The sequence below is a fragment of the Nitrospira sp. genome, from assembly GCA_037045225.1.
Taxonomy (GTDB): domain Bacteria; phylum Nitrospirota; class Nitrospiria; order Nitrospirales; family Nitrospiraceae; genus Nitrospira_A.
In genome coordinates, this window is record JBAOHZ010000009.1 from 103,885 (window position 1) to 129,114 (window position 25,230).

The 25,230-nt window shown below is 59.1% G+C and carries 22 protein-coding genes; 20 read left to right on the forward strand and 2 right to left on the reverse strand.

Features of this window, described 5'->3' with window-relative positions; translation table 11 throughout:
* Positions 1 to 201 precede the first annotated feature (201 nt).
* From pyrR to V9G17_01675, 11 genes are all read left to right on the forward strand, one after another.
* Entirely contained in the window at positions 202 to 762 is a 561-nt protein-coding gene (gene pyrR, locus V9G17_01625; GenBank protein MEI2751274.1) for a bifunctional pyr operon transcriptional regulator/uracil phosphoribosyltransferase PyrR, read from the forward strand.
* A gap of 14 nt (positions 763 to 776) precedes the next feature.
* The gene (locus tag V9G17_01630; GenBank protein ID MEI2751275.1) at positions 777 to 1,697 is read left to right on the forward strand and encodes an aspartate carbamoyltransferase catalytic subunit; all 921 of its coding nucleotides are present in this window, start codon (positions 777 to 779) and stop codon (positions 1,695 to 1,697) included.
* A gap of 55 nt (positions 1,698 to 1,752) precedes the next feature.
* Positions 1,753 to 3,045 carry a dihydroorotase gene (locus V9G17_01635; GenBank protein MEI2751276.1) on the forward strand — a complete coding sequence of 431 codons (1,293 nt, stop codon included), beginning with the start codon at positions 1,753 to 1,755 and terminating at the stop codon, positions 3,043 to 3,045.
* Between the two features lie 14 nt (positions 3,046 to 3,059).
* On the forward strand, positions 3,060 to 3,563 hold the full coding sequence (locus V9G17_01640) for a DUF4149 domain-containing protein (GenBank protein MEI2751277.1): 504 nt from the start codon (positions 3,060 to 3,062) through the stop codon (positions 3,561 to 3,563).
* Positions 3,564 to 3,572: 9 nt separating this feature from the next.
* Entirely contained in the window at positions 3,573 to 4,757 is a 1,185-nt protein-coding gene (gene carA, locus V9G17_01645; protein MEI2751278.1) for a glutamine-hydrolyzing carbamoyl-phosphate synthase small subunit, read from the forward strand.
* On the forward strand, positions 4,750 to 5,712 hold the full coding sequence (gene sppA / locus V9G17_01650; GenBank protein ID MEI2751279.1) for a signal peptide peptidase SppA: 963 nt from the start codon (positions 4,750 to 4,752) through the stop codon (positions 5,710 to 5,712). Before carA ends, sppA begins: the two co-directional genes overlap by 8 nt.
* Before the next feature lie 47 nt (positions 5,713 to 5,759).
* A complete protein-coding gene (locus V9G17_01655) occupies positions 5,760 to 6,743 on the forward strand; it encodes a M48 family metallopeptidase (protein ID MEI2751280.1) in 984 nt (327 codons plus the stop codon).
* Positions 6,744 to 6,764: 21 nt separating this feature from the next.
* On the forward strand, positions 6,765 to 10,034 hold the full coding sequence (gene carB / locus V9G17_01660) for a carbamoyl-phosphate synthase large subunit (GenBank protein ID MEI2751281.1): 3,270 nt from the start codon (positions 6,765 to 6,767) through the stop codon (positions 10,032 to 10,034).
* Positions 10,035 to 10,179: 145 nt separating this feature from the next.
* Entirely contained in the window at positions 10,180 to 10,656 is a 477-nt protein-coding gene (gene greA, locus V9G17_01665) for a transcription elongation factor GreA (protein ID MEI2751282.1), read from the forward strand.
* Positions 10,657 to 10,736: 80 nt separating this feature from the next.
* Positions 10,737 to 11,537 carry an SAM-dependent chlorinase/fluorinase gene (locus V9G17_01670; protein MEI2751283.1) on the forward strand — a complete coding sequence of 267 codons (801 nt, stop codon included), beginning with the start codon at positions 10,737 to 10,739 and terminating at the stop codon, positions 11,535 to 11,537.
* A gap of 290 nt (positions 11,538 to 11,827) precedes the next feature.
* Positions 11,828 to 12,976 (forward strand): efflux RND transporter periplasmic adaptor subunit, encoded by a 1,149-nt coding sequence (locus V9G17_01675; GenBank protein ID MEI2751284.1) that lies wholly within the window; start codon positions 11,828 to 11,830, stop codon positions 12,974 to 12,976.
* 22 nt (positions 12,977 to 12,998) lie between these two features.
* Here V9G17_01675 and V9G17_01680 read toward each other — a convergent pair whose 3' ends face one another.
* Positions 12,999 to 14,225 (reverse strand): hypothetical protein, encoded by a 1,227-nt coding sequence (locus V9G17_01680; GenBank protein MEI2751285.1) that lies wholly within the window; start codon positions 14,223 to 14,225, stop codon positions 12,999 to 13,001.
* A 174-nt stretch (positions 14,226 to 14,399) separates the two neighbouring features.
* Complete coding sequence (bioA, locus tag V9G17_01685; GenBank protein ID MEI2751286.1) at positions 14,400 to 15,782, reverse strand: adenosylmethionine--8-amino-7-oxononanoate transaminase; 1,383 nt, start codon at positions 15,780 to 15,782, stop codon at positions 14,400 to 14,402.
* A gap of 143 nt (positions 15,783 to 15,925) precedes the next feature.
* Here bioA and lepA point away from each other — a divergent pair, with 143 nt between their 5' ends.
* From lepA to plsY, 9 genes are all read left to right on the forward strand, one after another.
* The gene (lepA, locus tag V9G17_01690) at positions 15,926 to 17,737 is read left to right on the forward strand and encodes a translation elongation factor 4 (protein ID MEI2751287.1); all 1,812 of its coding nucleotides are present in this window, start codon (positions 15,926 to 15,928) and stop codon (positions 17,735 to 17,737) included.
* On the forward strand, positions 17,734 to 18,513 hold the full coding sequence (gene lepB, locus V9G17_01695; GenBank protein MEI2751288.1) for a signal peptidase I: 780 nt from the start codon (positions 17,734 to 17,736) through the stop codon (positions 18,511 to 18,513). The genes lepA and lepB overlap by 4 nt, the downstream gene beginning before the upstream one ends.
* The gene (gene rfaE1 / locus V9G17_01700) at positions 18,474 to 19,547 is read left to right on the forward strand and encodes a D-glycero-beta-D-manno-heptose-7-phosphate kinase (protein MEI2751289.1); all 1,074 of its coding nucleotides are present in this window, start codon (positions 18,474 to 18,476) and stop codon (positions 19,545 to 19,547) included. Before lepB ends, rfaE1 begins: the two co-directional genes overlap by 40 nt.
* A 1-nt stretch (position 19,548) precedes the next feature.
* On the forward strand, positions 19,549 to 20,319 hold the full coding sequence (gene kdsB / locus V9G17_01705; GenBank protein MEI2751290.1) for a 3-deoxy-manno-octulosonate cytidylyltransferase: 771 nt from the start codon (positions 19,549 to 19,551) through the stop codon (positions 20,317 to 20,319).
* A 17-nt stretch (positions 20,320 to 20,336) separates the two neighbouring features.
* Positions 20,337 to 21,938 (forward strand): CTP synthase, encoded by a 1,602-nt coding sequence (locus V9G17_01710; GenBank protein MEI2751291.1) that lies wholly within the window; start codon positions 20,337 to 20,339, stop codon positions 21,936 to 21,938.
* Positions 21,939 to 22,089: 151 nt separating this feature from the next.
* Positions 22,090 to 22,911: a 3-deoxy-8-phosphooctulonate synthase gene (kdsA, locus tag V9G17_01715; protein MEI2751292.1), complete on the forward strand. Its 822-nt coding sequence runs from the start codon at positions 22,090 to 22,092 to the stop codon at positions 22,909 to 22,911.
* An 83-nt stretch (positions 22,912 to 22,994) separates the two neighbouring features.
* Positions 22,995 to 23,927: a KpsF/GutQ family sugar-phosphate isomerase gene (locus tag V9G17_01720; GenBank protein ID MEI2751293.1), complete on the forward strand. Its 933-nt coding sequence runs from the start codon at positions 22,995 to 22,997 to the stop codon at positions 23,925 to 23,927.
* Between the two features lie 33 nt (positions 23,928 to 23,960).
* Positions 23,961 to 24,575 carry a CDP-diacylglycerol--glycerol-3-phosphate 3-phosphatidyltransferase gene (gene pgsA, locus V9G17_01725; GenBank protein ID MEI2751294.1) on the forward strand — a complete coding sequence of 205 codons (615 nt, stop codon included), beginning with the start codon at positions 23,961 to 23,963 and terminating at the stop codon, positions 24,573 to 24,575.
* 48 nt (positions 24,576 to 24,623) lie between these two features.
* The gene (gene plsY / locus V9G17_01730) at positions 24,624 to 25,226 is read left to right on the forward strand and encodes a glycerol-3-phosphate 1-O-acyltransferase PlsY (protein ID MEI2751295.1); all 603 of its coding nucleotides are present in this window, start codon (positions 24,624 to 24,626) and stop codon (positions 25,224 to 25,226) included.
* The last annotated feature ends 4 nt before the right edge of the window (positions 25,227 to 25,230 follow it).

Below are 25,230 nucleotides of genomic sequence, written 5' to 3' on the forward strand. Positions count from 1 at the left end.
TGAAACGCCGGCCGATCGGGACACAGGATTCTTGACACGGTAGGAGCAACTCGTTAAGATCGGCTGGCCTTTAACGCTCATCCTGTGAGGTGGGTAAGGAGATTATGACCACACGACACGGCAACCCGCCGTCCGACAGCCCGCACCTTCTCATCCAAACCGGTGGGAAGGTTTTTTTATGCCCCATTGAGTGAACCACCTATGACAACCGAACCCGCAACAGGCAACCGGCAGGAACGTGTGGTGATGGACGCCGGCGATATCGCCCGCGCCGTGACTCGTATCGCGCATGAAATCCTAGAACGCAATAAAGGCATCAAGGATCTGGCCTTGGTGGGAATCCGAACGGGGGGCGTGCACCTGGCGCATCGTCTCGTGCGGCGCATCCATGACATCGAGGGTACCCAGATCCCGATCGGCGAATTGGACATCACACTGTATCGAGACGACCTGTCGCTCCGAAAGGATCAACCGATCCTCCGCAAAACCTCGGTGCCATTCAAGATTTCCGATCTCAAGGTGGTGCTCGTGGACGACGTGCTTTTCACCGGCCGCACCATTCGTGCCGCCATGGATAGCCTGATCGACCTGGGGCGACCGGCAGAAATTCAACTGGCGGTGCTGGTCGATCGCGGCCATCGGCAACTGCCGATCAAAGCCAATTACATCGGTAAAAATATTCCCACGTCGCGCGAGGAGGCCATTGAGGTCCATCTCGAAGAAAACGGGGAAGAAGACCGTGTCGTCATCCTTAGGGCGTAACCGGAGACATTGTCGTGGGGCTCAAACGGAAAGACCTGCTCAGCCTGACCAACCTGTCGGCGGATGACATCTCGCTGATCCTGGAAACCGCGGACTCCTTCAAGGAAGTCTCCGGCCGGGAGATCAAGAAGGTGCCGGCGTTACGGGGCAAGACAGTCGTCAACCTCTTCTTCGAGCCGAGCACGAGAACCAGAACGTCGTTTGAACTGGCCGCCAAACGGCTCAGCGCCGATGTCATCAATTTTTCTCCCTCCTCCAGCAGCGTGGTGAAGGGAGAGACCCTCCTGGATACGGCCAGAAACATCGAAGCCATGCAGGCCGATATCATCGTCCTGCGACACTCCTCGGCCGGCGCGGCGGAGACCTTGGCGCGGGGCGTGAAATCTTCGGTCATCAATGCCGGAGACGGGTGGCATGAACATCCAACCCAGGCATTGCTCGACCTGTACACCATTCGCAGTCGGCAACTGGAGTTCGCCGGGCTACGCGTCGCGATTGTCGGCGATGTGGCACATAGCCGCGTCGCCCGCTCGAACATTTTTGCCCTCACGAAACTCGGGGCGGAAGTGCGTGTCGTCGGACCGCCGACCATGATCCCCCTGCAAATCGGTCAACTCGGAGTGCAGGTGTACCACAACCTGGACGAAGCCCTCCGAGGCGTGCACGTCATCATGATGTTGCGACTCCAACTGGAACGACAGGGACGGGCGCTGTTTCCGACCATTCGTGAATATGCGCGACATTATGGATTGACCAGCGAACGCGTAAAGCTGGCCGAGCCCGGCGCCATCGTGATGCACCCGGGTCCGATCAATCGCGGAGTGGAAATCGCCCCTGACGTGGCGGACAGTCTTTCGTCCGTCATTCTCGATCAGGTGGCGAACGGCGTCGCTGTGCGCATGGGTATTTTGTATCTGATGTCGGGAGCGGGCTGAGACGGGCCATGCGACCGAGTGAATCCTTTTACCTTTTCTTTTGTATGAGTACACGATGACACTATTGATTCAAGGCGGTCATGTGATCGATCCCGGACGCGTGAACGGCGTGGCGGATGTCCTGATCGAGAACGGAATAATCTCTGCCGTCGGAACGGCCCTCAAGGCTCCGGCCGGCGCCACCATCATTCAAGCCAAAGGCCAACTGGTACTGCCGGGATTCGTGGATCTCCATGTCCACTTCCGTGAGCCTGGCTTCGAGTATAAAGAAACGATTCAGTCCGGAACGGCTGCCGCCGTCGCGGGCGGATTTACCACCGTCTGCGCCATGCCCAATACCAATCCCGTGAACGACAATCAGGCCGTGACCGAATTTATGCTCGAGCGCGCGAGGGCCGCAGGGAACGCCCACCTCTATCCGATCGGCGCCATCACGAAAAAATCGGAAGGCAAAGAATTGGCTGAAATCGGCGACCTGCGCCGGTCAGGATGCGTGGCCATTTCCGACGATGGCAAGCCGGTCATGAACAGCCTCGTCATGCGTCGCGCCATGGAATATGCGCGGGCGTTCGACGTGCCCGTCGTCGACCACTGTGAAGATTTGCACCTCTCCGAAGGCGGATGTATGAACGAGGGCCTAGTCTCGACCGAACTTGGCCTGCCCGGAATTCCCTCCGCGGCGGAAGATGTCATGGTGGCCCGTAATGTGTCGCTGGCCGAATTGACCGGCGCCCGCCTCCATCTTGCGCATATCAGCACCGCCGGCTCGGTGCGAATGGTGCGGGAAGCCAAGGCGCGCGGCCTCAAGGTCACAGCAGAAGCCTGTCCGCATCATTTCACGCTGACCGAAGAACTGACGCGCGGATACAACACCCACGCAAAAATGAATCCTCCGCTGCGAACCCTGCAGGACGTCCAGGCGATCAAGGAGGGGCTCCGCGACGGCACCATCGACGTGATTGCCACCGACCATGCCCCGCATGCGACGCAAGAGAAGCAGCTGGAGTTCACTGAAGCGCCGTTCGGCATCGTCGGCTTGGAGACCGCGCTGTCGTTGACACTGGCGCTGGTGGACGAAGGCGTGCTCACGCTCGAATCGGCAGTGGAGAAACTCTCGACGGCGCCGGCGAAAGCCTTCAGCCTCAATGCCGGGACCCTGGCCGTCGGGGCTCCGGCCGATGTGGCCATCGTCGATCCCAACAGGCAGTGGCAAGTCGATCCTTCACGGTTTCGTTCCAAGAGCCGCAACACACCGTTTGCCGGATGGAAAGTGAAGGGACAGGTGACGACCACCATCGTCTCCGGTCGCGTCGTGTTCGAACTTGAGCCCTCTGGTCGGCAGGCATAGGAATTTTTGAGACCGTGCGCCAAGGACTGATCGCCTGTATTACCTGTGAGTTGCTGGCCCTGGCGGTCTGGATCGGCGGTTTGTTGGTGCTCGTCGCCGCCGTGATCCCTGCCGTCTTTAATACATTCGGCGGACAGGACACCGGCGGGTTCTTCCTGACACGCGCCTTCGACGGGTACAATCGTCTGGTGCTCGGATCGGCGGCGATTCTGATCGCAGGCATCCTCTGGCGGGCCTGGTTGTTCCAACGGGGCCTAGCCGATGATGAGATCACGAGAACCGAATGGTTGTTGCTGGGAGCCATGCTCCTCACCGCTGGAGTCCTCACGTTTGTGCTGCATCCCCAAGCGGCAGCCCTGCAAGCACAGGCGTTCGCCTCCAAAGGGGATGAGGCGCGGAAAGCGGCGTTCGAAGCATTCTTTCAGCTGCACAAACCGGTACGGGTCTTATATATCGTCAATGTCGGACTCGGAATCGCACTGCTGACCGTACGGGTGCGATCCTGGGTTCCTCGCTAAGGAGTCATCTTGAAGAAAGCGATTCTTGCGCTCGCCGATGGAACCTGGTTCGAAGGACGGGCCTTGGGAGCAGAAGGAGAAACCGGCGGCGAAGTGGTGTTCAACACGGCCATGACCGGGTACCAGGAAGTATTGACCGATCCTTCCTATCGCGGCCAGATCGTGACGATGACCTGTCCCCAGATCGGTAACTACGGCGTCACGCCTGAAGACATCGAATCCAACCGGATCTGGGCGGAAGGTTTCGTCGTCAAGGAGTCCAGCCGTCTGGCGAGTAACTGGCGCAGCAAGGCCACGCTTCAGGAATACTTGCAGGCGGCGAACATCGTGGCGATCGAGGGCGTCGATACCAGAGCCCTCACCAGACACCTGCGGGAGCACGGCGCGCAGCCGGGAGTGATTTCCCACACCGACCTCGATCCGCATCGTCTGGCGGCCAAGGCCCGGAAGGCGCCGAGCATCATCGGGCGTGATCTCGCCGCAACCGTCACCTGTGAGCGACGATACGCCTGGACCACTGGAACCGGAGACTGGGCGCCGAAGCTGACGCTGCCCGAACCCGGGGCCGCGCAAACAGCACGAAACACCTGGCGTGTGGTGGCCTATGATTTTGGCGTCAAACAGAACATTCTCAGGCGGCTCGTCGATGTCGGCTGCGACGTCACCGTGGTGCCCGCATCAACCCCGGCCAAGGACGTGCTGGCGCTGAACCCCCAGGGCTTGTTTCTCTCAAACGGGCCGGGCGATCCGGAAGGAGTGCCCTACGCCATGGACGCGCTGCGGGAGTTGATCGGCCGGTTGCCGATCTTCGGCATCTGTTTAGGTCACCAACTGCTCGGTCTAGCGCTCGGCTTTTCGACGTACAAGCTGAAGTTCGGCCACCATGGCGCCAACCATCCGGTGATCGACCTCCGAACCAGAAAAGTGGAAATCACCTCCCAGAACCACAACTTCGCCGTGCGATTCCCGATCGGCCAACAAGCGCAGGGGCAGGGGATGCCGATCGTGGACACGCCGTTCGGGCGGGTGCAACTCACCCATACCAGCCTCAACGACGGATCGGTCGAAGGGCTGATGTGCCTGGACCGCCCGGTCTTCTCCGTCCAATATCATCCGGAAGCCGCACCGGGCCCGCACGATTCGGCCTATCTCTTTGAACAATTTGTTGCGTTGATGGAGACTCACCATGCATAGGAAGTTCTGTACCGGTTTCGCCGTACTCGTCCTCGCCCTGATGCAGGCCGCCTGTGTCACGATCAACCTGCCGCCTGGACCGGGCTCGTTGGAAGAACATAAGGTCAGCGGAACCGGCAAAGACAAGGTCTTGCTCATGGACGTGTCGGGCGTGATCAGTTCGGAGAATAAAGACGGATTTTATTCCTCGCCCGGTATGCTCGCCACCGTGAAGGAAGAGTTGGAGCGGGCCACCAAAGACGACCATGTGAAGGCGGTCGTGCTCCGGATCAACAGTCCGGGGGGCACGGTCACCGCCTCCGACATCATTTATCACGAGCTCAAGTCGTTCAAGAGCAACAGGAAGATTCCGATCGTGGCCTCCATCATGGATGTGGGCGCCTCCGGCGGGTACTATATTGCCGCCGCAGCCGATACCGTGTTCGCTCATCCCTCAACCGTCACCGGCAGCATCGGCGTCATCATGCTGACCGTTAACGCCAGAGGACTGCTCGAAAAGGTCGGGGTGGAGACCAACGCCGTGACCTCGGGACCGCGCAAGGATATGGGTTCGCCGTTCCGGGCGATGCTGCCGGAGGAACGCGCGATTTTCCAAGGGGTCATCGACGGATTTTACCAGCGGTTTCTCCAGGTCGTGCAGGAAGGCCGCCCAAACATGAACGGCGAGACCATCAAGAAGCTGGCTGACGGCCGGATCTATTCGGGTGAACAGGCGAAAGCCTCCGGGCTGGTCGATGACATTGGGTATCTCGAAGACGCCATCGAGCTGGCGAAGAAGAAGGCCGGTCTGACGGAAGCGCGAGTGGTGACGTATCGACGACCGGGTGAGTACCAGAACAATATCTACTCGCGACTGGCGGCGCCCGCGCCGAGCCTGGCTAATCTAGCGAACATCGATTTGCTGTCCGTTGTGCGAGGCGGGTCCCCGCAGTTCATGTATCTGTGGATGCCCTGAGCCGATGAGTTGCATCCCGCACCTGGTGCTGATTGAATGGAGTGGACATGATGCATCCAGCAGGCCAGCATTCAATCGACGGCATGCTCAGGACCCCGATGGGGCGACGGGCGGCGTTGGCCCTGGGAGTCCGCTTCGCCTATCTTCTCTCGACGACGGTGGGATTGGGTGCGATGGCTGGACTGATGCAGTCTCTTGCAGGCTGTCAACGGGCGCCCGGCACGGCACGAGACCAGTTCATCTATATTTCAGAAGAAAAAGAAATGGCGATGGGCCTCTCGGCCTTTCGGGAAGTGCTCCGGCAAGCGCCGCTGAGCGACGATCCGGAGATCAACGAAATGGTGCACCGGGTCGGGAACCGCATCGCCAAAGCGGCGAACAAGCCGGAATATCAGTGGGAATTCGCCGTCATTCAGGACGATCGCACGATCAACGCCTTTGCGCTCCCTGGAGGCAAGGTGGCGGTGTTCACCGGAATCTTGAAGGTGACAAAGAATGAAGACGGATTGGCCACCGTCATGGGTCATGAGGTCGCGCATGCTCTGCAGCGTCATGGAGCGGAACGGATGAGTCGCAGCGTGCTCGAACAGATCGGACAACTGGCGGCCTTGGGAGCCGGTGCGGCCGTGGGGCGACCGGATGCGGCCATGGCGGCCATGACCGTTTACGGAGTCGGGGTTTCGTTGCCCTTCAACCGCCGGCAGGAATCGGAAGCGGATTTCGTCGGCCTGCGCTTGATGGCCGACGCCGGATACGACCCGCGTGAAGCGGTCGCGTTCTGGGAACGGATGAGCGGCTGTCCGCGCGCCATGATCAATAAACTCTGTTTCCGCTCCCAGCAGGCCATTCCGGAATTTCTCTCGACGCATCCGTCCGATGTGACTCGTATCAATCAGATCGAGGCCTGGATCCCGGAGGCCATGAAACACTATCATCCCGCAGGACAGGCCCCGGTTATCCCGACCGGACCGATCCAACCCTACCGACCACCGGTGGGGCCCATGCCCGAGGCGCCTCTGCCGACCGGCTAACTTCTTGAGTAGAGGTCAATTGTGCCACGACGGACAGACATCCGCTCCATTCTTTTGATCGGCTCCGGCCCCATCGTCATCGGGCAGGCGTGCGAATTCGACTATTCAGGCACCCAAGCCTGCAAAGCCCTGAAGGAAGAGGGCTACCGCGTCATCCTGATCAATAGCAATCCGGCTACGATCATGACCGATCCGGATTTTGCCGACCGGACGTATATCGAACCGATCACACTCGACGTGGTGGAGAAAGTCATCGAATGCGAACGGCCGGATGCGCTCTTGCCCACCATGGGTGGACAAACGGCCTTAAACACCGCCATCGGGCTGGCCAAACGGGGAGTCCTCGAAAAATACGGCGTCCAGTTGATCGGCGCGTCGATCGCGGCGATCCATAAGGCCGAAGACCGCAACGCGTTTCGACAGGCCATGTGGAAAATCGGCCTGCGCGTGCCGGACAGCGGCGTGGCGACGTCCCTGGCCGAGGCCGAGCGTGAATTGGAGCGGATCCGCTTCCCGGCAATTGTCCGCCCCTCCTTTACCATGGGCGGAACCGGCGGCAACATTGCCTATAACATCGAGGAATTCAGGACGCAGGTGGAATGGGGCCTGTCCATGAGCCCGGTCCGCCAGGTACTCGTCGAGCAATCCGTCATCGGCTGGAAAGAATTCGAACTCGAAGTGATGCGCGACCTGAAAGACAATGTCGTCATCATCTGCCCGATCGAGAACCTCGACCCGATGGGCGTACACACCGGCGACAGTATTACTGTGGCCCCGGCCCTCACCTTGACCGACAAAGAGTACCAAATGATGCGGGATGCGGCCGTGCGCATTATTCGGGAGATCGGTGTCGACACCGGCGGAGCCAACATCCAGTTCGGCCTGAACCCGGTCAACGGCGAGATGGTCGTCATCGAGATGAATCCGCGTGTATCCAGGAGCTCGGCCTTGGCTTCGAAAGCGACGGGATTCCCCATCGCAAAGATCGCCGCCAAGCTGGCCGTGGGTTATACGCTCGACGAACTTACGAACGACATCACCGGAGTGACGAAGGCCTCGTTCGAGCCAACCATCGATTACGTCGTCGTCAAAATTCCGCGCTTTGCCTTTCAGAAATTCCCCGGAGCCGATCCCACGCTGACCACACAGATGAAATCGGTGGGCGAGGTCATGGCCATCGGGCGAACCTTTAAGGAGTCGCTCCAGAAGGCGATCCGTTCCATGGAGATCGATCAGTTTGGATTCAGCTCGAAGATGGGACTGGATCTCGCGCTGCCGTCCGGGCTCGACCGGGAAGAGGCGACAGAGCAGGTCCGCAAGTCCGTGCGTACGCCGCTCCCGGACAGGATCTGGCGGTTGGCCGACGGCATGCGTCTCGGCATGTCCAATCAGGAATTATTCGCGCTCACCAAAATCGATCCCTGGTTTTTGCAACAGATCCGTGAAATCGTCGAATTTGAGTCTCGACTCGTCGCAGAGCGGTCAACACTCGGCGCCACAGGGCTGCAACCGGATCTCCTGATCGAAGCGAAGGAGATGGGCTTCTCCGACCAACGCCTGGCTCAACTCCTGGGAGTGGAACAGCAGACCGTGCGCAGCTGGCGAGTGGCCCTGAGCCAAGGGACCAGGCCCCGCAGCGTGACCTACAAACGCGTCGATACCTGTGCCGCTGAATTTGAGGCCCATACACCGTACCTCTATTCAACCTACGAGCGGGAATGCGAATCGCGGCCGACCGAGAGACAGAAGGTCGTGATTCTCGGCGGCGGACCGAACCGAATCGGGCAGGGGATCGAGTTCGACTACTGCTGTGTCCATGCTGCCATGGCCTTGCGGGAGGAACGGATCGAAACCATCATGGTCAATTGCAACCCGGAGACGGTCAGCACGGACTATGATACATCCGACCGACTCTACTTCGAACCGCTGACGGAAGAAGACGTGCTCAATATCGTTGAGCGAGAACGGCCGATGGGAGTCGTCCTGCAATTTGGAGGACAGACGCCCTTGAAGCTGGCGCTCTCCCTGTCCCGAGCCGGCGTCACGATTCTCGGCACCAGTCCGGATGCGATCGACCGCGCGGAGGATCGGGCTCGCTTCCGCGAATTACTCGACAAGCTCGGTTTACGTCAGGCGGAGAGCGGGATGGCCCGCTCCGTCGACGAAGCCTTGAAGATTGCTGCCAACATTACCTATCCCGTGATGGTGCGACCCTCGTACGTCCTGGGCGGACGGTCGATGCAAATCGTCTATGACGAGGCAGGGCTGCTCCACTACATGAACACGGCGGTGAAAGCCTCCACGCAGCATCCGGTGCTGATCGATAAGTATTTGCGCGATGCGATTGAAATCGATGCCGACGCCATCTCCGACGGCACCACTGTGGTCGTCGCAGGGATCATGGAACACATCGAGGAAGCGGGCGTGCACTCCGGCGACTCGGCCTGTTCACTGCCTCCGTACACCCTGGATGCCACGATCATCGAGGAGATCCGGCGACAAATGACGGCCCTCGCTTTGGAACTCGGCGTCATCGGCCTCATGAACGCGCAATTCGCCGTCAAGGATCAGACGATCTACGTCTTGGAAGTCAATCCGCGCGGTTCGCGGACCGTGCCGTTCGTCAGCAAAGCCATCGGCGTCCCACTTGCTAAATTGGCCATGAAGGTGATGGTCGGCAAGTCGCTCCAGCAATTGAATTTCACCACCGCCCCGACCCCCACGCACCTCTCGGTGAAAGAAGCGGTGTTCCCCTTCACGAAATTCGCAGGCGTCGATGTGCTGCTCGGTCCGGAAATGAAATCTACCGGGGAAGTCATGGGAATCGACAGCGATTTCGGATGGGCATTCGCCAAATCCCAAGCCGGTGCCGGTGCCATTCTTCCAACTTCCGGCACCGCTTTCATCAGCGTGAAGGGCGAAGATCGGTCCCTGGCCAGCGACGTCGCTCGGCGACTTGTAGAATTGGGGTTCCGCATCACGGCCACCTCCGGCACCGCACTGTACCTGAGCGAACAGGGGATGCGTGTCGACGTCGTCAATAAAGTCCAGGAAGGACGCCCGCACATCGTCGATCATATTAAGAACGGGGAGATCGCGCTGGTCGTCAATACGGTGCGTACCGCTTCAGGGCAAACCGACTCTCTTTCTATTCGCCGCGAAGCCTTACACAAAGGTGTTCCGTACTACACCACGATGCGAGGAGCCTTGGCGGCGGTGATGGGGATCGAAGCCTTGCTGAAAAAGGGGCTTGCCATTCGAGCGTTGCAGGAGTATCACCGGGTGAAGTGAGCGAGGGAAGACGGGGCAGACGCACCTGCAAGGGGTTCCCAGGTTGACTGCCGGAACGTGCGCGTCGTGCTGAATGCGGTGCGAGCGGAACGAACACCGAGACGTCAGGCCGGAACCCAGTTTCACTGGTCATCGGGGGGAAGAGATGCCGACACCGATTACGAAAAAAGGGTATGAAGCACTGAAAGCCGAATTGGACCGGCTCCACAAAGTCGAACGACCGCGGGTGATTGAGGCCATCGCGGAGGCTCGCGCCCACGGTGATCTCAGCGAAAACGCCGAATATGATGCCGCCAAAGAGCGCCAGGGGTTTATCGAAGCGCGACTGGCCGAACTCAAAGGCAAGCTGGCCGATTGCCGGATCATCGAGATCGCCGGCCGCACCAGCGAAACGGTCGTCTTTGGCGCAACGGTGGTCCTGATCGAGCAGGAAGCCCAAGCCAAGAAGCAATATACGTTGGTGGGGCAGGATGAAGCAGATCTGAAGTATTCCCGTATCTCCGTCCAATCGCCGGTCGGGCGGGCCCTCATCGGCAAACGCGTAGGGGATATGGTGGAAGTGACGACTCCCGCGAAGATCGTGGAATACGAAGTGATGGAAATTCGCTTCGAAGAATTGTAAGCACCGATGCTAAAGGCCACCGCTGCCGGACGCCCGTCCTGTCCTAAACCAACTTCCTGCATCCGGGATTTGCTTGTGCCATGCCGGTAACGATCCCGCTCATCACCCTGCTGACGGATTTCGGCGAGCGCGATTATTTCGTCGCCAGCATGAAGGGTGTGATCCTCAACATCAATCCACAGGCCAGGATTGTGGATCTCTCGCATCACGTCACGCCCCATGATGTGGCGGATGCCGCATACCTCCTCAAATCTTGTTACCGCTATTTCCCGGACGGCACGATCCATGTGGCCGTGGTAGACCCGGGCGTGGGTGGGACCAGATCACCGCTGCTCGTCTCGTCTTCTCGCTATGTGTTTATCGGGCCGGACAACGGTCTGTTCACCCATATCTACCAGGAAGAACACGGCATTGAAGTGCGCCACCTTGAGAACCGGCAGTATCGACTGGACTCCGAGGGCGCCACGTTCGATGGACGCGATCTCTTCGCGCCGGCCGCCGCCTGGTTGACCAAGGGCCAGCCAATCGGCTCGTTCGGTCGGCTGCTGCCGAATTACGAACGCCTCCCGATTGCGGAACCGGCCTGGGACAAACACGTCCTTGCAGGACACATTCTGTATATTGATCGTTTCGGCAATCTCATTTCCGATCTCACCGCCTATCACCTCAAGGAAGTGCGCGGGCTGAGCAAACGTCCCGAGCCATACATTCGCATCGGCGGTGTCACCATCGACGGGATGGTGCGCAGCTATGCGGAGGGGTCGCCTGAGACGCCGCAGGCCCTGATCAACAGCAACGGCTACCTGGAAGTCTTCCTTAAAGAAGGTCGCGCTGCCGACCGATTGAACGTCTCACGGGGCCAGCGGATTGAACTCTGCTGAGTCTCCGGTGACGCCAGCCTCACGAGGAGGCTGGCCCAGCCTATGCATCGCCCCCTCACAATTGACAGGCCAAAGATGTCGATGTTTTAATGACACCAGTGGAATGTAGGCTGGGACGAGTGGGGTCGTCACCCGGAACATGTTGGTTTCTTTGCGTCTCTTCTCACTGGCCATTCGGATCCTAACCTTCGCCGTTGTTCGACCCGACGGCATCCCGCCCTCCACCCAGATGACACGCTTCGCTTCCGCAGCAGAACAACCGATAGGGAATTAGCAATCAACGGAGTGCCATGAAATCACGTCTCTGTTATGTGTCCGCTCTGCTGCTCGGTCTGGCATGCGCGACCTGTACCCGGGCCGATCCGCCGGCTCCCTCGACCCCACCGGCGACGCCTCCCGTCGCCGCCGGCCATCAGCCGGAGATTCCGACGATGCTCATCGATGCATCGCCCTCGCTTCCGGCCCTGACCCTCTCGGCCCGGGTGACCTATGCCGAGGATGGCTTTTCGAGAATTTCCTCTCCCCTCCAGGGGCCGGTGCTGGATGTCCGGGTCAAACTCGGCCAAGCCGTCAAAGCCGGCGATGTGTTGATGGTCATCGATGCGGCCGATATCGCCAAGGCCTACGCGGCCTACGTCGAAGAAATTTCTGAGTTGGGGCTGGCTGAACGCAACTACGAATTGACGAAGGACCTGTATGATGCCCAGGCCATGTCCCTGAAGGACCTGGAACATGCGGAAAACGACCTCAACCGCGAACGGGCTGAATTCAAACAGGCGAAAGGACAGCTGCTGTCCCTACGCGTGCCGGCGGCCGAACTCAGCAAGCCGCTTGCGCAGCAACAAATTACCTCGCGGTTCGAACTCCGAAGCCCATTGACAGGAACCGTCGTCGAACGCAACGTGACACCGGGACAAATCGTCGGGCCTGCGTCGGACTCCCCGCTGTTTACAGTGGCAAATCTCGATCGGCTGCAAGTGGTGGCGGACGTCTATGAGCATGACCTCTCAGGCATTCGGGTGGGTGCCCTCGCACCGATGACGGTCGAGGCCTATCCGGGCATTGAGTTCCCTGCCACCATCAGCGTGATCGGAGATGTGGTGGATCCTGCCACTCGTACGATTAAGATTCGTGCCTCCGTCTCGAATGCAGATCGCCGGCTGAAGCCCGAGATGTTCGCCCGTGTCACCATCCCCGGCCAGACCATCCGCCCGAAGATTGTGATCCCCAAACAAGCCATCCTTGAACACTCCGGCAAACAGTGGGTGGTGTTACAAGATGAGACCGGCCGGCTTGAGGAACGTGCCATCAAGATCGACAGCGTGACCGACAATCAGGTGACGATTCGCGAAGGGTTGACCACCGGAGAACGGATCGTGCTCACCCCCTCGGCCGTCGACCATCTCGCGGCTGGTGACACCTCTCCCGGCGGGGCGTAGCGACAGAAGAACGCGGCAGGTCCTACAGAGACGCAACCAGAATGCGAACCAGACCGGAGAGATCCTCAGAATCCAGTCGGGCGACTGCCCGATTGGTCGTGTTGGTATAGGCGGCTTCCAGAGAAATCGTCGTGGGATGGCCGTAAATCGGGTCCAGATGCAACGCAAACATCCCCTTGCCCACGATACTGTTCGTATCGATCAGTCCATCACTCGAACTGGTGCTCGTATACCCTCCCATCGCGCTGACTAATAACCGCTGACTCTGTTTATACAGCAACGACAGGGACGCCATAGGCGTCTGAATCGTCGCGCCGGACCAACTCTGGGTCTCCGTCCGGTAGCTCAGCGTCGGAGCCAGGGTCAAGGTGTTCATGGGCCGATATGTCGCCACCAACGTCTGGGCAAAGGCGGTCGATTGGGAGCTTCCTCGCGTTTCATCGTTCGTCAGGATATAGCTCGATGAGAGCCGCGCGTTCCAGGTGAGTCCTGCATAGGAAAGCGCGGCTTCCATGCTGTTGCTCTGACTCCGCTGCGGGATAGCGCCGCTGGGATCGAAACTGCTCGCGAGGGCGCTTCGCGTATAGGTCAGACTAAGTTCGGGCCACGCCGGCTTGGCGACCGCGAGACCGATGCGATTGAAGGTGTGTTGAATCCTGGCCCGGCTCGGATCCAAGTCGACATTATTCCAGGTTTGACCGGATGAGCTTCGGAGCTTGGCAATCCCCATTCCCCATTCGCCCCACATTTCCCGCACCGTCTGATCGGGTGAATTGAAAAATGCCTTGCCGGCCGACCGATAGTTGATGCCGTATCGGAACTGCCCGTTCGTGCCGGTCAACGCCATCCGCACCATGCGTTTCGTCCCGTCATCTCGCTGATCGATACGCGAAGGAATGCCCGCATCGTTCGTCGCGTTGTTGGCCACCTCGCCCTCTGTCGTCAGCTGCCCCTTAAAAAATGTCGACGCCGCCACCACACCTTTTGTTTGCGGCCGTTCCGAATCAGGAACCAGGTCTTTCAAACGCGTCGACGTAGGCGGCGGTGCAAAGGAGGTGGTGTTGAAAGAGGCGTGCAGCACGGGAGACGCAATCGAAAACGGGATCGACGATGAACCGGACTCGCGGGCGGTGTCCGTGAACTGAATCCGTTGCAGGAGGAGATCTGATTGTTGGGCCTCCTCCGACTGAGCCGTCAACGGGAGGGCCAACAGCAAGAACCAGCCCCACAACATCAGACGGCCTGTCATACCGAACAATCCGTCGAGAGGATGTCGTGGTGCAGCATGAAATCAAGTGTAGCACTCGATTCTCAGCCGTCCGGGCGCCTGTGGGGATGCACAAAAACCGTCGAGGGATGTTCATCGGTGAACGCGTGACGCCGCGTTCCGACACATAGAAATCAGCCGCAATGACGGGAGGTTCTACGCCGGAGATGCACTGCCTTCGGTCACGTCAATGATGGCCCTGTACAAAATTGCCACCATCTTGGTTAATTCTTGAGGGCTGGTTGAGAGGGGAGGGACCAATGCGATGACGTTGCCGAGCGGTCTCATCAGGAGCCCGCCTTGCCGGCAGGCTTGGGCCACGCGATGACCGATACGCATGTCAGGCGGGTAGGGAGTACGCGTCAAGCGATCCTGCACCAATTCGATTCCGACCATCAAACCACATTGCCGAATATCGCCCACATGACTCAACGAGGCCGTCGGACGCAGCAGCCGGGCGAGCAGTTTGGTCTGCTTTCGAACGTGCGTGAGCGTCTTCTCACGACGAAAGAGGTCCAGGTTGGCCAGGGCCACGGCGCAGCCCAACGGATTGCCCGTGTAACTATGGCCATGAAAGAACGTTTTCCAGTCTTCATACCGTCCGAGAAACGCTCGGTAGATCTCCTCGGTCGCCAGGGTGGCTGCCAACGGCATGTATCCACCCGTCATGCCCTTGCTGATCGCCATGAGGTCCGGGGTCACGCCTTCATGCTGGCACGCGAACATTTTGCCTGTGCGGCCAAAGCCGGTCGCTACTTCGTCAGCGATCAACAGGACGTGGTACTTCGTACATAACTCGCGCACACGAGTGAGGTATCCGGGCGGCGCGGTCATCATTCCCGCCGCCGCTTGAACAAGTGGTTCCAGAATGACCCCGGCCAGTTCGCGGTGCCGAGTTTTCAAAAGTCTTTCCAACGGATCGATGCAGGCCATCTGACAGGCGGGATAGGTCAGGTTCAGTGGGCAACGATAACAGTGGGGCGGATCGACTTGATGGGTAGGAAACAGCAGCGCCTTGAAGCGCGCGTGAAACAATTCGATGTTCCCCACGCTCACGGCCCCGACCGTGTCACCATGATACGCGAGTTTTAAGTGTACAAAGGACTGTTTGGAGCCCGCCGTCGGCCGCCGCTGTTGCCAGTATTGAACCGCCATCTTCAGAGCCACTTCAACTGCCGTCGACCCGTTGTCGGAATAGAACACTCGACGTAGGCCTTTCGGCGCAATCCGAATCAGCTCCCTCGCCAGTCGAATGGCCGGCGGATTGGACAGACCGAGGAAGGTGGAATGCGCGATCTGTCCGAGCTGCGTCGTGAGCGCACGATCCAATTGCGGATGCCGGTGACCGTGAATATTGACCCAGATGGACGACGTGCCGTCGAGATACTTCCGGCCCTCGGTGTCGATGAGATAGGCCCCTTTGCCCTTCTCGATGATCAGCGGTGTTTCCTGTTCCCACTCCTGCATCTGCGTGAACGGATGCCAGAGATAGGCATGGTCCCAGGCCGCGAGTGGAAGACCCTTGGATGTGTGCTTCATGATGGATGGGAGAGTGTAGATCTCTATCGCGCGCATCCGCGCAGGGGTGAGGGACAACAGCGCGCCACGCGCGGATTATAACGGCGGGCGATTTCTTTGACAACCTCGGGAGTGGTCACTATAATGAACCGATTTTGGGGAACATGAACCAGGATTTGCAAAGTCTCATCCGAAATTTCTCGATCATCGCCCATATCGATCACGGTAAATCGACCCTCGCTGACCGGCTCCTCGACGCAACTGGCGCAGTCACTGCGCGAGAGGCGAAAGAGCAGATCCTCGATGCGATGGACCTGGAGCGTGAGCGCGGCATCACGATCAAAGCGCACGCTGTCGCCATCCGCTACAAGGCTCAGGACGGGAAGATCTATTTACTGCATTTGATCGATACGCCTGGTCACGTCGACTTCACGTACGAAGTCTCGCGCAGCCTCGCCGCCTGTGAAGGCTCGCTGTTGCTCGTCGACGCGACGCAGGGAGTGCAGGCGCAGACCATTGCCAACGTGAACCTGGCCATGGGCAATCACCACACGATTATTCCCGTCATCAATAAGATCGATCTCGCCAGCGCCGATGTCGAAGGTACGAAACAACAAATTTCCGATGTGCTTACCTTGGATGCCAGCGATGCCATGTTGGTCAGCGCCAAGGAAGGCCGCGGCGTTCCGGAGGTACTCGAGGCGATCGTCAAACGGATTCCACCGCCATCCGGAGATCCCGATCGCCCGCTCAAGGCGCTGATTTTCGATTCCTGGTTCGACAATTACCAAGGCGTGATCGTCCTCACCCGCATCATCGACGGCTCTGTGCGACCCGGCATGAAGATCAAGGTCATGTCCAACGACCGACTGTTCGAAGTCACCGAAGTCGGACAATTCACGCCGAAACGGACCAAAGGCACCCGACTCATGACCGGGGAGGTCGGCTACCTCTGCGCCAACATGAAAGAAGTAGCCGACGTTAAGATCGGCGACACGTTGACCGAGTCGGCGCGCCCGACCGAACAGCCGTTTCCCGGCTACAAAGAAGTCAAACCGCTGGTGTTTTGCGGGCTGTACTCCACGGATACGGCTCGCTACGAAGACCTGCGGGATGCACTCTTGAAGCTGCGATTGAACGACTCCTCATTCATCTATGAGCCGGAAACCTCACTGGCCCTCGGGTTCGGTTTCCGTTGCGGCTTCCTCGGTCTGCTCCACATGGAAATCATTCAGGAGCGGTTGGAGCGCGAATACGGATTAACGCTCATCACCACCGCACCGACCGTCATTTACCGGATTCTAACGACCAAAGGCGACGTGCTCGAACTCAATAACCCGGCGGACCTTCCCGAGCCGAGTTCGATCGCCTCATTCGAAGAACCCTTCATTCTGGCGACGCTGATCGCACCGGAGCGATATCTCGGCACCTTGCTGCAATTGTGTCAGGAACGGCGCGGAATCCAACGAAGCATTCATTACCTGGATCCCACCCGCGTCGTGATTAGTTATGAGTTGCCGCTGAACGAAGTCATCCTCGACTTCTACGACAAGTTAAAATCAAAGACGCAGGGCTATGCGTCGCTCGACTATGAACTCCTCGGCTATCGGGAATCCGAACTGGTACGCCTCGATATTCTGCTCAACGGGGAACCGGTCGATGCCTTGTCCTTCATCACGCATAAGGAACGGTCCTATCAGCGCGGCCGTCAGGTGGCCGAGAAAATGAAGGAACTCATTCCCAAGCAGATGTTCGAAATTGCCATTCAGGCGGCCATCGGCAACAAGATCATCGCGCGGGAGACGATCGGCGCCATCAAGAAGAATGTCACGGCGAAGTGCTACGGCGGCGACATCTCGCGCAAGCGGAAGTTGTGGGACAAACAGAAGGAAGGTAAGAAACGCATGAAAGCGGTCGGACGAGTCGAGGTACCGCAAGAGGCGTTTTTGGCCATTCTCAAGGTGGGCGAGGAATGAGTCTCGACCCCAATCCACGCCCCGACGAGTTGTCCTCGACGACCGGACCAGCAACGTCTCCCACCCCGCAGGAACCAGCGCCAGGCGATGCGCACGTCGTCACAGCCGCCCAGCCGGCTCACAAGTCGATCCTGCGGGAATATGCGGAAGCGATCATCATCGCCATGTTGCTCGCCTTTGCCATCCGCGTTTTCGTGGTGCAAGCCTTTAAGATTCCCTCCGGCTCTATGATTCCAACGCTGCTGGTCGGCGATCATATCTTGGTCAGTAAGCTGTCGTACGGCCTACAATGGCCGGCCGACTGCAAATTCCAGCCTGGATTTCCGCCGGTCACCTGTTACTCCTCGCGGACACTTATTCCATTCGGATCGATCCAACGCGGCGATATCATCGTCTTCCGGTTTCCCGAAGATGAAGACAAGGACTTCATCAAGCGCGTGATTGGTCTCCCGGGCGATACCATTCAGGTGCGGAACAAAGTCGTGCACATCAACGGGACCCCGTTTGACGACCAGGCCTTCACGCAACACACTGATCCCCCCGTGCATGACGGGCGCATCAGTCCACGCGATAATTTCGGCCCGATCACGGTGCCGGAGGACGCGTATTTCGTGATGGGAGACAATCGGGACCACAGTCTCGATAGTCGTTTTTGGGGCTATGTCCGCACGGAAAAAGTGCGCGGCAAAGCATTTCGCATTTACTGGTCGTGGAGCGGCCAAGGATCATGGACGGAATGGGTACGATGGGAAAGGTTAGGAAAAGCCATCCATTAGGGCGGGCCGGACAGGCCGGCACCTCAATTGGGCAAACGGGTGAAGACGCGGCGCTGGATCCGGCGGCACTGAGCGCCTACGTCCAACGGTTCTCCCAAGCCAACGTGCTGGTAATCGGGGATTTGATCCTCGACCACTACGTCTGGGGACGTGTGAGCCGGATTTCTCCGGAAGCTCCTGTTCCGGTCGTCCACGTTGAATCGGAATCCCTCAAACTCGGCGGCGCGGCGAACGTCTTCAACAACATTCTCGCGCTCGGCGGCCAGGCGGATATCTGCGGCGTGATCGGAGCCGACGAGAGTGGGCGGCTGCTCCTGAAAGAACTGGGTGGGCGCCGGCAGGGTCGTGGCGGCGTCGTCATCGATCAGAGTCGGCCCACGACCAGAAAATCCCGGGTCGTCGCCCACAATCAACAGATCGTCCGGTATGACGTCGAACGACGCACGGAACTCTCCGCGCTGCTGCAGCGCCGCATTCTCCGTTACGTGGAATCACGTCTGAAAGAACTCTCCTGCCTCGTCGTCTCCGACTATGCGAAGGGTGTGGTCACCGCGTCGCTGATGACGGAGTTGACTCGATTGGCCGGGCAGCGCAAAATTCCCATCGTGGTCGACCCCAAGGTGGAGCATTTCAGCTATTACAAAGGTGTCACCGTCATCACCCCCAACCATCTCGAAGCCACCCAGGCGGCGGGCGTGCAAGGGGATGACGATAAGGCCATCACGAAAGCCGGCACGGTCATCCGTCAGCGATTGGCATGCCAGACCGTCCTGGTGACCAGAGGTGAGCGCGGCATGAGTGTCTACCAGGCCCATGGCGACCATTGGCATATTCCCACACGCGCCCGACAGGTCTATGACGTCACCGGCGCCGGCGACACCGTTGTCGGGACGCTGGCGCTCGCCCTGTCAACCGGCGCAAGCATGCGGGAAGCCGCGGTGCTTGCCAACCAGGCCGCCGGCGTGGTCGTGGGCATGATCGGCACCGCCACGGTGACCGCCGCGCAACTCACGGATGCCCTGGGGCAGAACTGACGTGAAACGGTCGGTCACGGTCGTCATTCCAGCCCGGTATGGATCCTCACGGTTCCCGGGCAAACCGCTGGTGGAGTTGCTGGGCAAACCGATGATCCAACACGTCTACGAGCAGGCGAAGGCCTGTCGCGTAGTCGACGAAGTCCTCGTCGCGACGGACGACGAACGCATCAAAGCGGCCGTCGAACGCTTCGGAGGGCAGGTGCTCATGATGACGGAACCCTATCGCACCGGCACCGACCGCGTGGCTGCCGTCGCACACACCCGAGCCGGTGACTGTTTCGTGGACCTGCAGGGCGACGAGATCCTGCTCCATCCCGATCTCATCACCGATCTGGTCGAGCCGTTTCTCGCGAGCGACGCCACCATGGGCACATTAAAGCGGCGGATCGAATCCGACCAGGATCTCCACAACCCGGGAGTGGTCAAGGTGACCACGGACCGCGACGGCTATGCGCTGTATTTTTCACGTGCGCCGATCCCGCTAGTACGGGATGATCCCAAACGGGCCGCCGTGCCTGGATTACATTTCATCCACTTGGGCCTGTACATCTATACCCGAGCGACCTTGCAGCGGCTGACCGCCCTCCCGACAGGTACGTTGGAAGAGGCTGAAAAGCTCGAGCAGCTGCGCGCGTTAGAGAACGGAATACGCATCCGTGTGTGGGAAACCACCCATGGCTCATTACGCATCGATAGCCCCGAGGACGTGCCCGGCGCGCTGAAACAACTGCGCACCCGTGAGGCCGAACTCGGCATCACTCAACCATGACGAGAGAAGGTGTCACGATGAGCAAACTGATCTTTGTGACCGGTGGTGTCGTATCGTCGCTCGGAAAAGGGCTGGCGTCCGCGTCTATCGGCAATCTGCTGGAAAGCCGCGGGCTGAAGATCACATTCCTCAAGCTCGACCCTTACATCAACGTCGATCCAGGGACCATGAACCCGTACCAGCATGGAGAAGTCTATGTCACGGAAGACGGGGCGGAAACCGACCTCGACCTAGGCCACTATGAGAGGTACACCTCCCTGACCCTGACGCGTGAGAACAACTACACCACCGGCCGGATCTACCATGCCGTCATCACGAAGGAGCGACGGGGTGACTACCTGGGCGGCACGGTGCAAGTGGTGCCGCATGTCACGGATGAGATCAAGCAATGCATCATGCGCATTTCACAAGGCACGGACGTCACCATCGTCGAAATCGGTGGAACCGTGGGTGATATCGAGAGCCTGCCATTTCTGGAAGCCATCCGGCAGATTCCCTATGACGTCGGACGTGACAACGTCCTATACGTCCATCTCACCTTGGTGCCCTACATCGGAGCGGCCGGCGAATTAAAAACCAAACCGACGCAGCATTCCGTCAACAAGCTGCGTGAAATCGGTATTCAGCCGAATATTCTGTTGTGTCGGACAGACCGCTACCTGCCGCCGGAGCTCAAGGCCAAGATCGCCATGTTCTGCAACGTGGAAAAAGATGCGGTCATCACGGCCAAAGATGTCGAGACCATCTACGAAGTGCCGATCGTCTTTCGCAAGGAAGGCCTGGACGAGTTGATCGTCCGTCTGCTCAAGCTGGAAACCGGCCCGCCGAACCTCCGCGAGTGGGATGCAATGGTGCAGAAGATCAAACATCCTAAGCATGAGGTGTCGATCGCGCTGGTCGGGAAATATGCCGGCCTAAAGGAGTGCTACAAAAGTCTGGCCGAATCCCTGGTCCACGGCGGCATCGATCATGAAACCCGCGTGAACGTGAACTGGATCGAATCCGAAGAAGTGGAGCGGCAGGGGACCGAGCGTATTCTCCGCGAAGCCGACGGCATTTTGATTCCAGGCGGATTCGGAGCACGAGGGATCGAAGGAAAAATCGTGACGATCCAATATGCGAGAGAACATCAGATTCCGTTTCTCGGCCTCTGCCTGGGCATGCAATGCGCCACCATCGAATTTGCGCGCAACGTCGCCGGGCTCGCCGGAGCCAACAGCGCTGAGTTCGATGAACGGGCCCCCCATCCGGTGATTCACCTGATGTCCGATCAACAGTCGGTCAACGACAAGGGCGGCACCATGCGGCTCGGCGCCTATGCCTGCAAGCTGGGCGAGGGGACGCTGGCGCAGAAGATGTACGGAGTGAGTGAGATACGCGAACGGCATCGCCATCGATATGAATTCAACAATGCCTATCGCGAACGGTTGACGGCCAAAGGACTGATTTTGAGCGGCCTGTCTCCCGACAGCCGGTTGGTTGAAATCGTCGAGTTGCAGAACCACCCCTGGTTCCTGGCTACGCAGTTTCATCCGGAATACAAGTCACGGCCGCATCACCCGCATCCGTTATTCAGCGGGTTTGTAGGGGCGGCGTTACGGCGCAAGTGTGGCCACTAAATGGGATGCTGAAACCGGCATCCATCTGCGTTCTCGGTCGCGTGCATCCTTGCGACGTACCCGAAGGGTACGCCTCAGTCCACACGCTTCCTGCGGCCTAGCTGGAAGACCGGTTTGAGCATCTGAGGAAGACCAGATAGATTTGGAGACTATGGCGTACGAAGTTGATCTCGGACAATTTAAGATTGGGGCGGGGAATCGGCCGTTTTTGATCGCGGGGCCCTGCGTGATTGAAAACGAACAACTCGTCGTGGATACAGCGGGACGTATTGCCGAGATTACGAAATCGATTGGGATGCCCTACGTCTTCAAGTCGTCTTTCGACAAGGCCAATCGTACCTCCATTACGTCTTTTCGCGGGCCGGGGTTGGAGAAGGGCCTCGCCGTGCTCGCCAAGGTTAAGCAACAGATCGGTGTGCCGGTGTTGACCGATGTGCACACGGAGGAGCAGGCCACAGAAGCCGGTCGTGTGGTGGATATCCTGCAAATTCCGGCTTTTCTCTGTCGCCAAACCGACCTCTTGATGGCTGCCGCCAAGACCGGCAAAGTCGTCAATATCAAGAAGGGACAATTTCTCTCGCCGCCGGAAATGAACAACGCGGTGAAGAAAGTGGAAGACAGCGGGAACCGGCGCATCGTGTTGACCGAACGAGGTTCCTCCTTCGGCTACAACAATCTGGTGGTCGACATGCGGTCGTTTCCTATCATGCGGCGTTTCGGTTATCCGGTGGTGTTCGACGCAACCCACAGCGTGCAACTGCCCGGTGGGGGCGGCACGAAATCCAGCGGGCAGCGCGAATTTGTCGAACCATTGGCCTGTGCAGCAGCAGGAGCCGGCTGTGACGGGTTCTTCATGGAAGTACACCCCGACCCGGATTCCGCGTTGTCTGACGGACCGAATATGGTCCCGCTTCATGCGCTCCAATCACTTCTCGAACGGGTACTACGTATATGGGACGCAGCCGCAATATAACCAAGTCCGCAACAGCAACACCCTCCAAGCGCGCCGCGCACCGCCCTCTGCAAGATCCCAGCGTACAGGAGGGGAGACGCGTCTTGGAAATCGAAGCCCGCGCCGTGCAAGACCTGACCGCCCGGCTCGATGAACGCTTCGCTGCGGCGGTCAACTTTCTCTATGAATGCCAGGGGAAGGTCGTCATTTCCGGTATGGGCAAGTCCGGGTTGATCGGCCAGAAGATTGCGGCGACATTAGCCAGCACCGGCACTCCGTCCTTCTTCCTGCATCCCGCTGAAGGTGTTCATGGCGATCTCGGCATGCTGGCTCGACGGGATGTGTTGATCGCTATTTCCAATAGCGGCGAGACACAAGAAGTCCTCCAATTGTTGCCCTTCGTGAAGCGCATGAATATTCCCGTCGTGGGGATGACGGGCAAAATGGCCTCGACCCTCGCGAAAAACAGCGATGTCACACTGGATGTATCGGTGAGTGAAGAAGCCTGCCCGTTGGGATTGGCCCCGACGGCCAGCACCACCGCGACCCTCGCCATGGGCGATGCGCTTGCAGTCGCGCTACTTCAAAAACGCGGTTTCAAGCAGGACGATTTCGCACAGTTCCACCCTGGCGGTACCTTAGGGCGGCGGCTCCTGGTCAAAGTGCGTGACCTCATGCAGCATGGCGATCACCTGCCCTGCGTGCGCGACAATGTGTCCGGCGCGGATACGATCCTGGAGATGACATCGAAAAAGCTCGGCATGACGACCGTGGTCAACGCCAAGGGGACGCTGTACGGAATCGTGACCGACGGGGACTTGCGACGCTTCATTCAAGCAGGCGGGAATTTCAGCACAGTGACCGCCGGGGATCTCGCCAGCCGCCGACCGAAAACCGTTGGACCAGACGAACTGGCCACGACGGCCGTTGCGCTGATGGAACGGTTTTCCATCACGGCGCTGGTGGTCCTGGAGGGGCAGAACCGCCTGGCAGGGGTCATTCACTTGCATGACCTGCTCAAACACGGCATTGTATAGGGGAGTCGTCACACGCTGCGCGTCGAAGGGACTATGGCAGAAAACTGGAAACAAGCCGGGTTGGTACTGATGCGGTCGGCAGGGCAGGAAAGCAACATCAATCTGCCCAACGTACTGACGCTCGTCCGGATTCTCTTGATCCCGGTCTTCGTCATGCTGCTCATCGACCCGACGCCGGATCGAGCCTTGTCCGCGGCCATTGTATTCGTCGTCGCAGCCGTAACGGATCTGCTGGATGGATATGTTGCGCGCAAGACCGGCCAGATCACAAAACTCGGACGGTTGCTGGACCCGATTGCCGACAAGCTGCTGGTGTTGTCGGCTTTGATTCTGCTGGTGCAAGTGGATCGCGTGAGCGCGCTGGTGGCTATTCTGATCATCGCGCGTGAAGTCGCCGTCACCGGCCTGCGGGCGATCGCGGCATCCGAAGGCTTGATTATGTCCGCCGAAGCCACCGGCAAATACAAAATGGCGTTACAGGTGATCGCCATCGTGCTTTTACTGCTTGAAGGCACCGTGGTGGAAGCGATCGGCAATCTGCATCTGGCCGGTATTGTCACTTTGTATCTGTCACTCATCCTGGGCTATGTGTCAGGCGCACAATATGTCTGGAGCTTCTGGCGTCAAGTCGGAGCGAAAGGTCTGTAACCGGACGACTCGACGGACGCTCGCACCCGGTCATTCGGTCAACGATTGATGGACAGTCCCTGGCTCATCGGGTTCCTCATCCTTTCCAGCTATCTCCTTGGGTCGATTCCTTTTGGGGTTGTCGTGTCACGCCTTCTGGGTGCGGTCGATCCACGAACCGCCGGCAGCGGGAATGTAGGATTCACCAATGTCTTGCGTGTGAGCGGGAAAAAAGCCGGTATCCTCACCTTACTCGGCGACATTGGAAAGGGCTGGCTGGCCGGGTGGGTTGGCACCATGCTGCTGCATCAGGAATCGGCCGTACTCTGGGTCGCGTTGGCCTCCATCATCGGGCATCTACATTCGGTGTTTCTGAGGTTTAAGGGTGGAAAGGGTGTGGCCACCGCATTAGGCGCAGCCCTGGGAGTCGCTCCGTGGATCGGACTGACCCTGATGGGCCTGTGGGTCGGCGCCGTGTTTCTGTGGAAATATTCGTCGGGTGGCGCGCTTTTCGCCTTCGCCATGTTTCCATTCCTAGCGCTGTTGTTTCATCGATCTTGGACGTTTATCGGATTTGCCTGTGTCGTCAGCCTCTTGATTTGGGTGAGGCACAAGGACAATCTGGTTCGATTGTGGAGCGGGACGGAATCTCGAATCGGACGCACGAGTTGACATA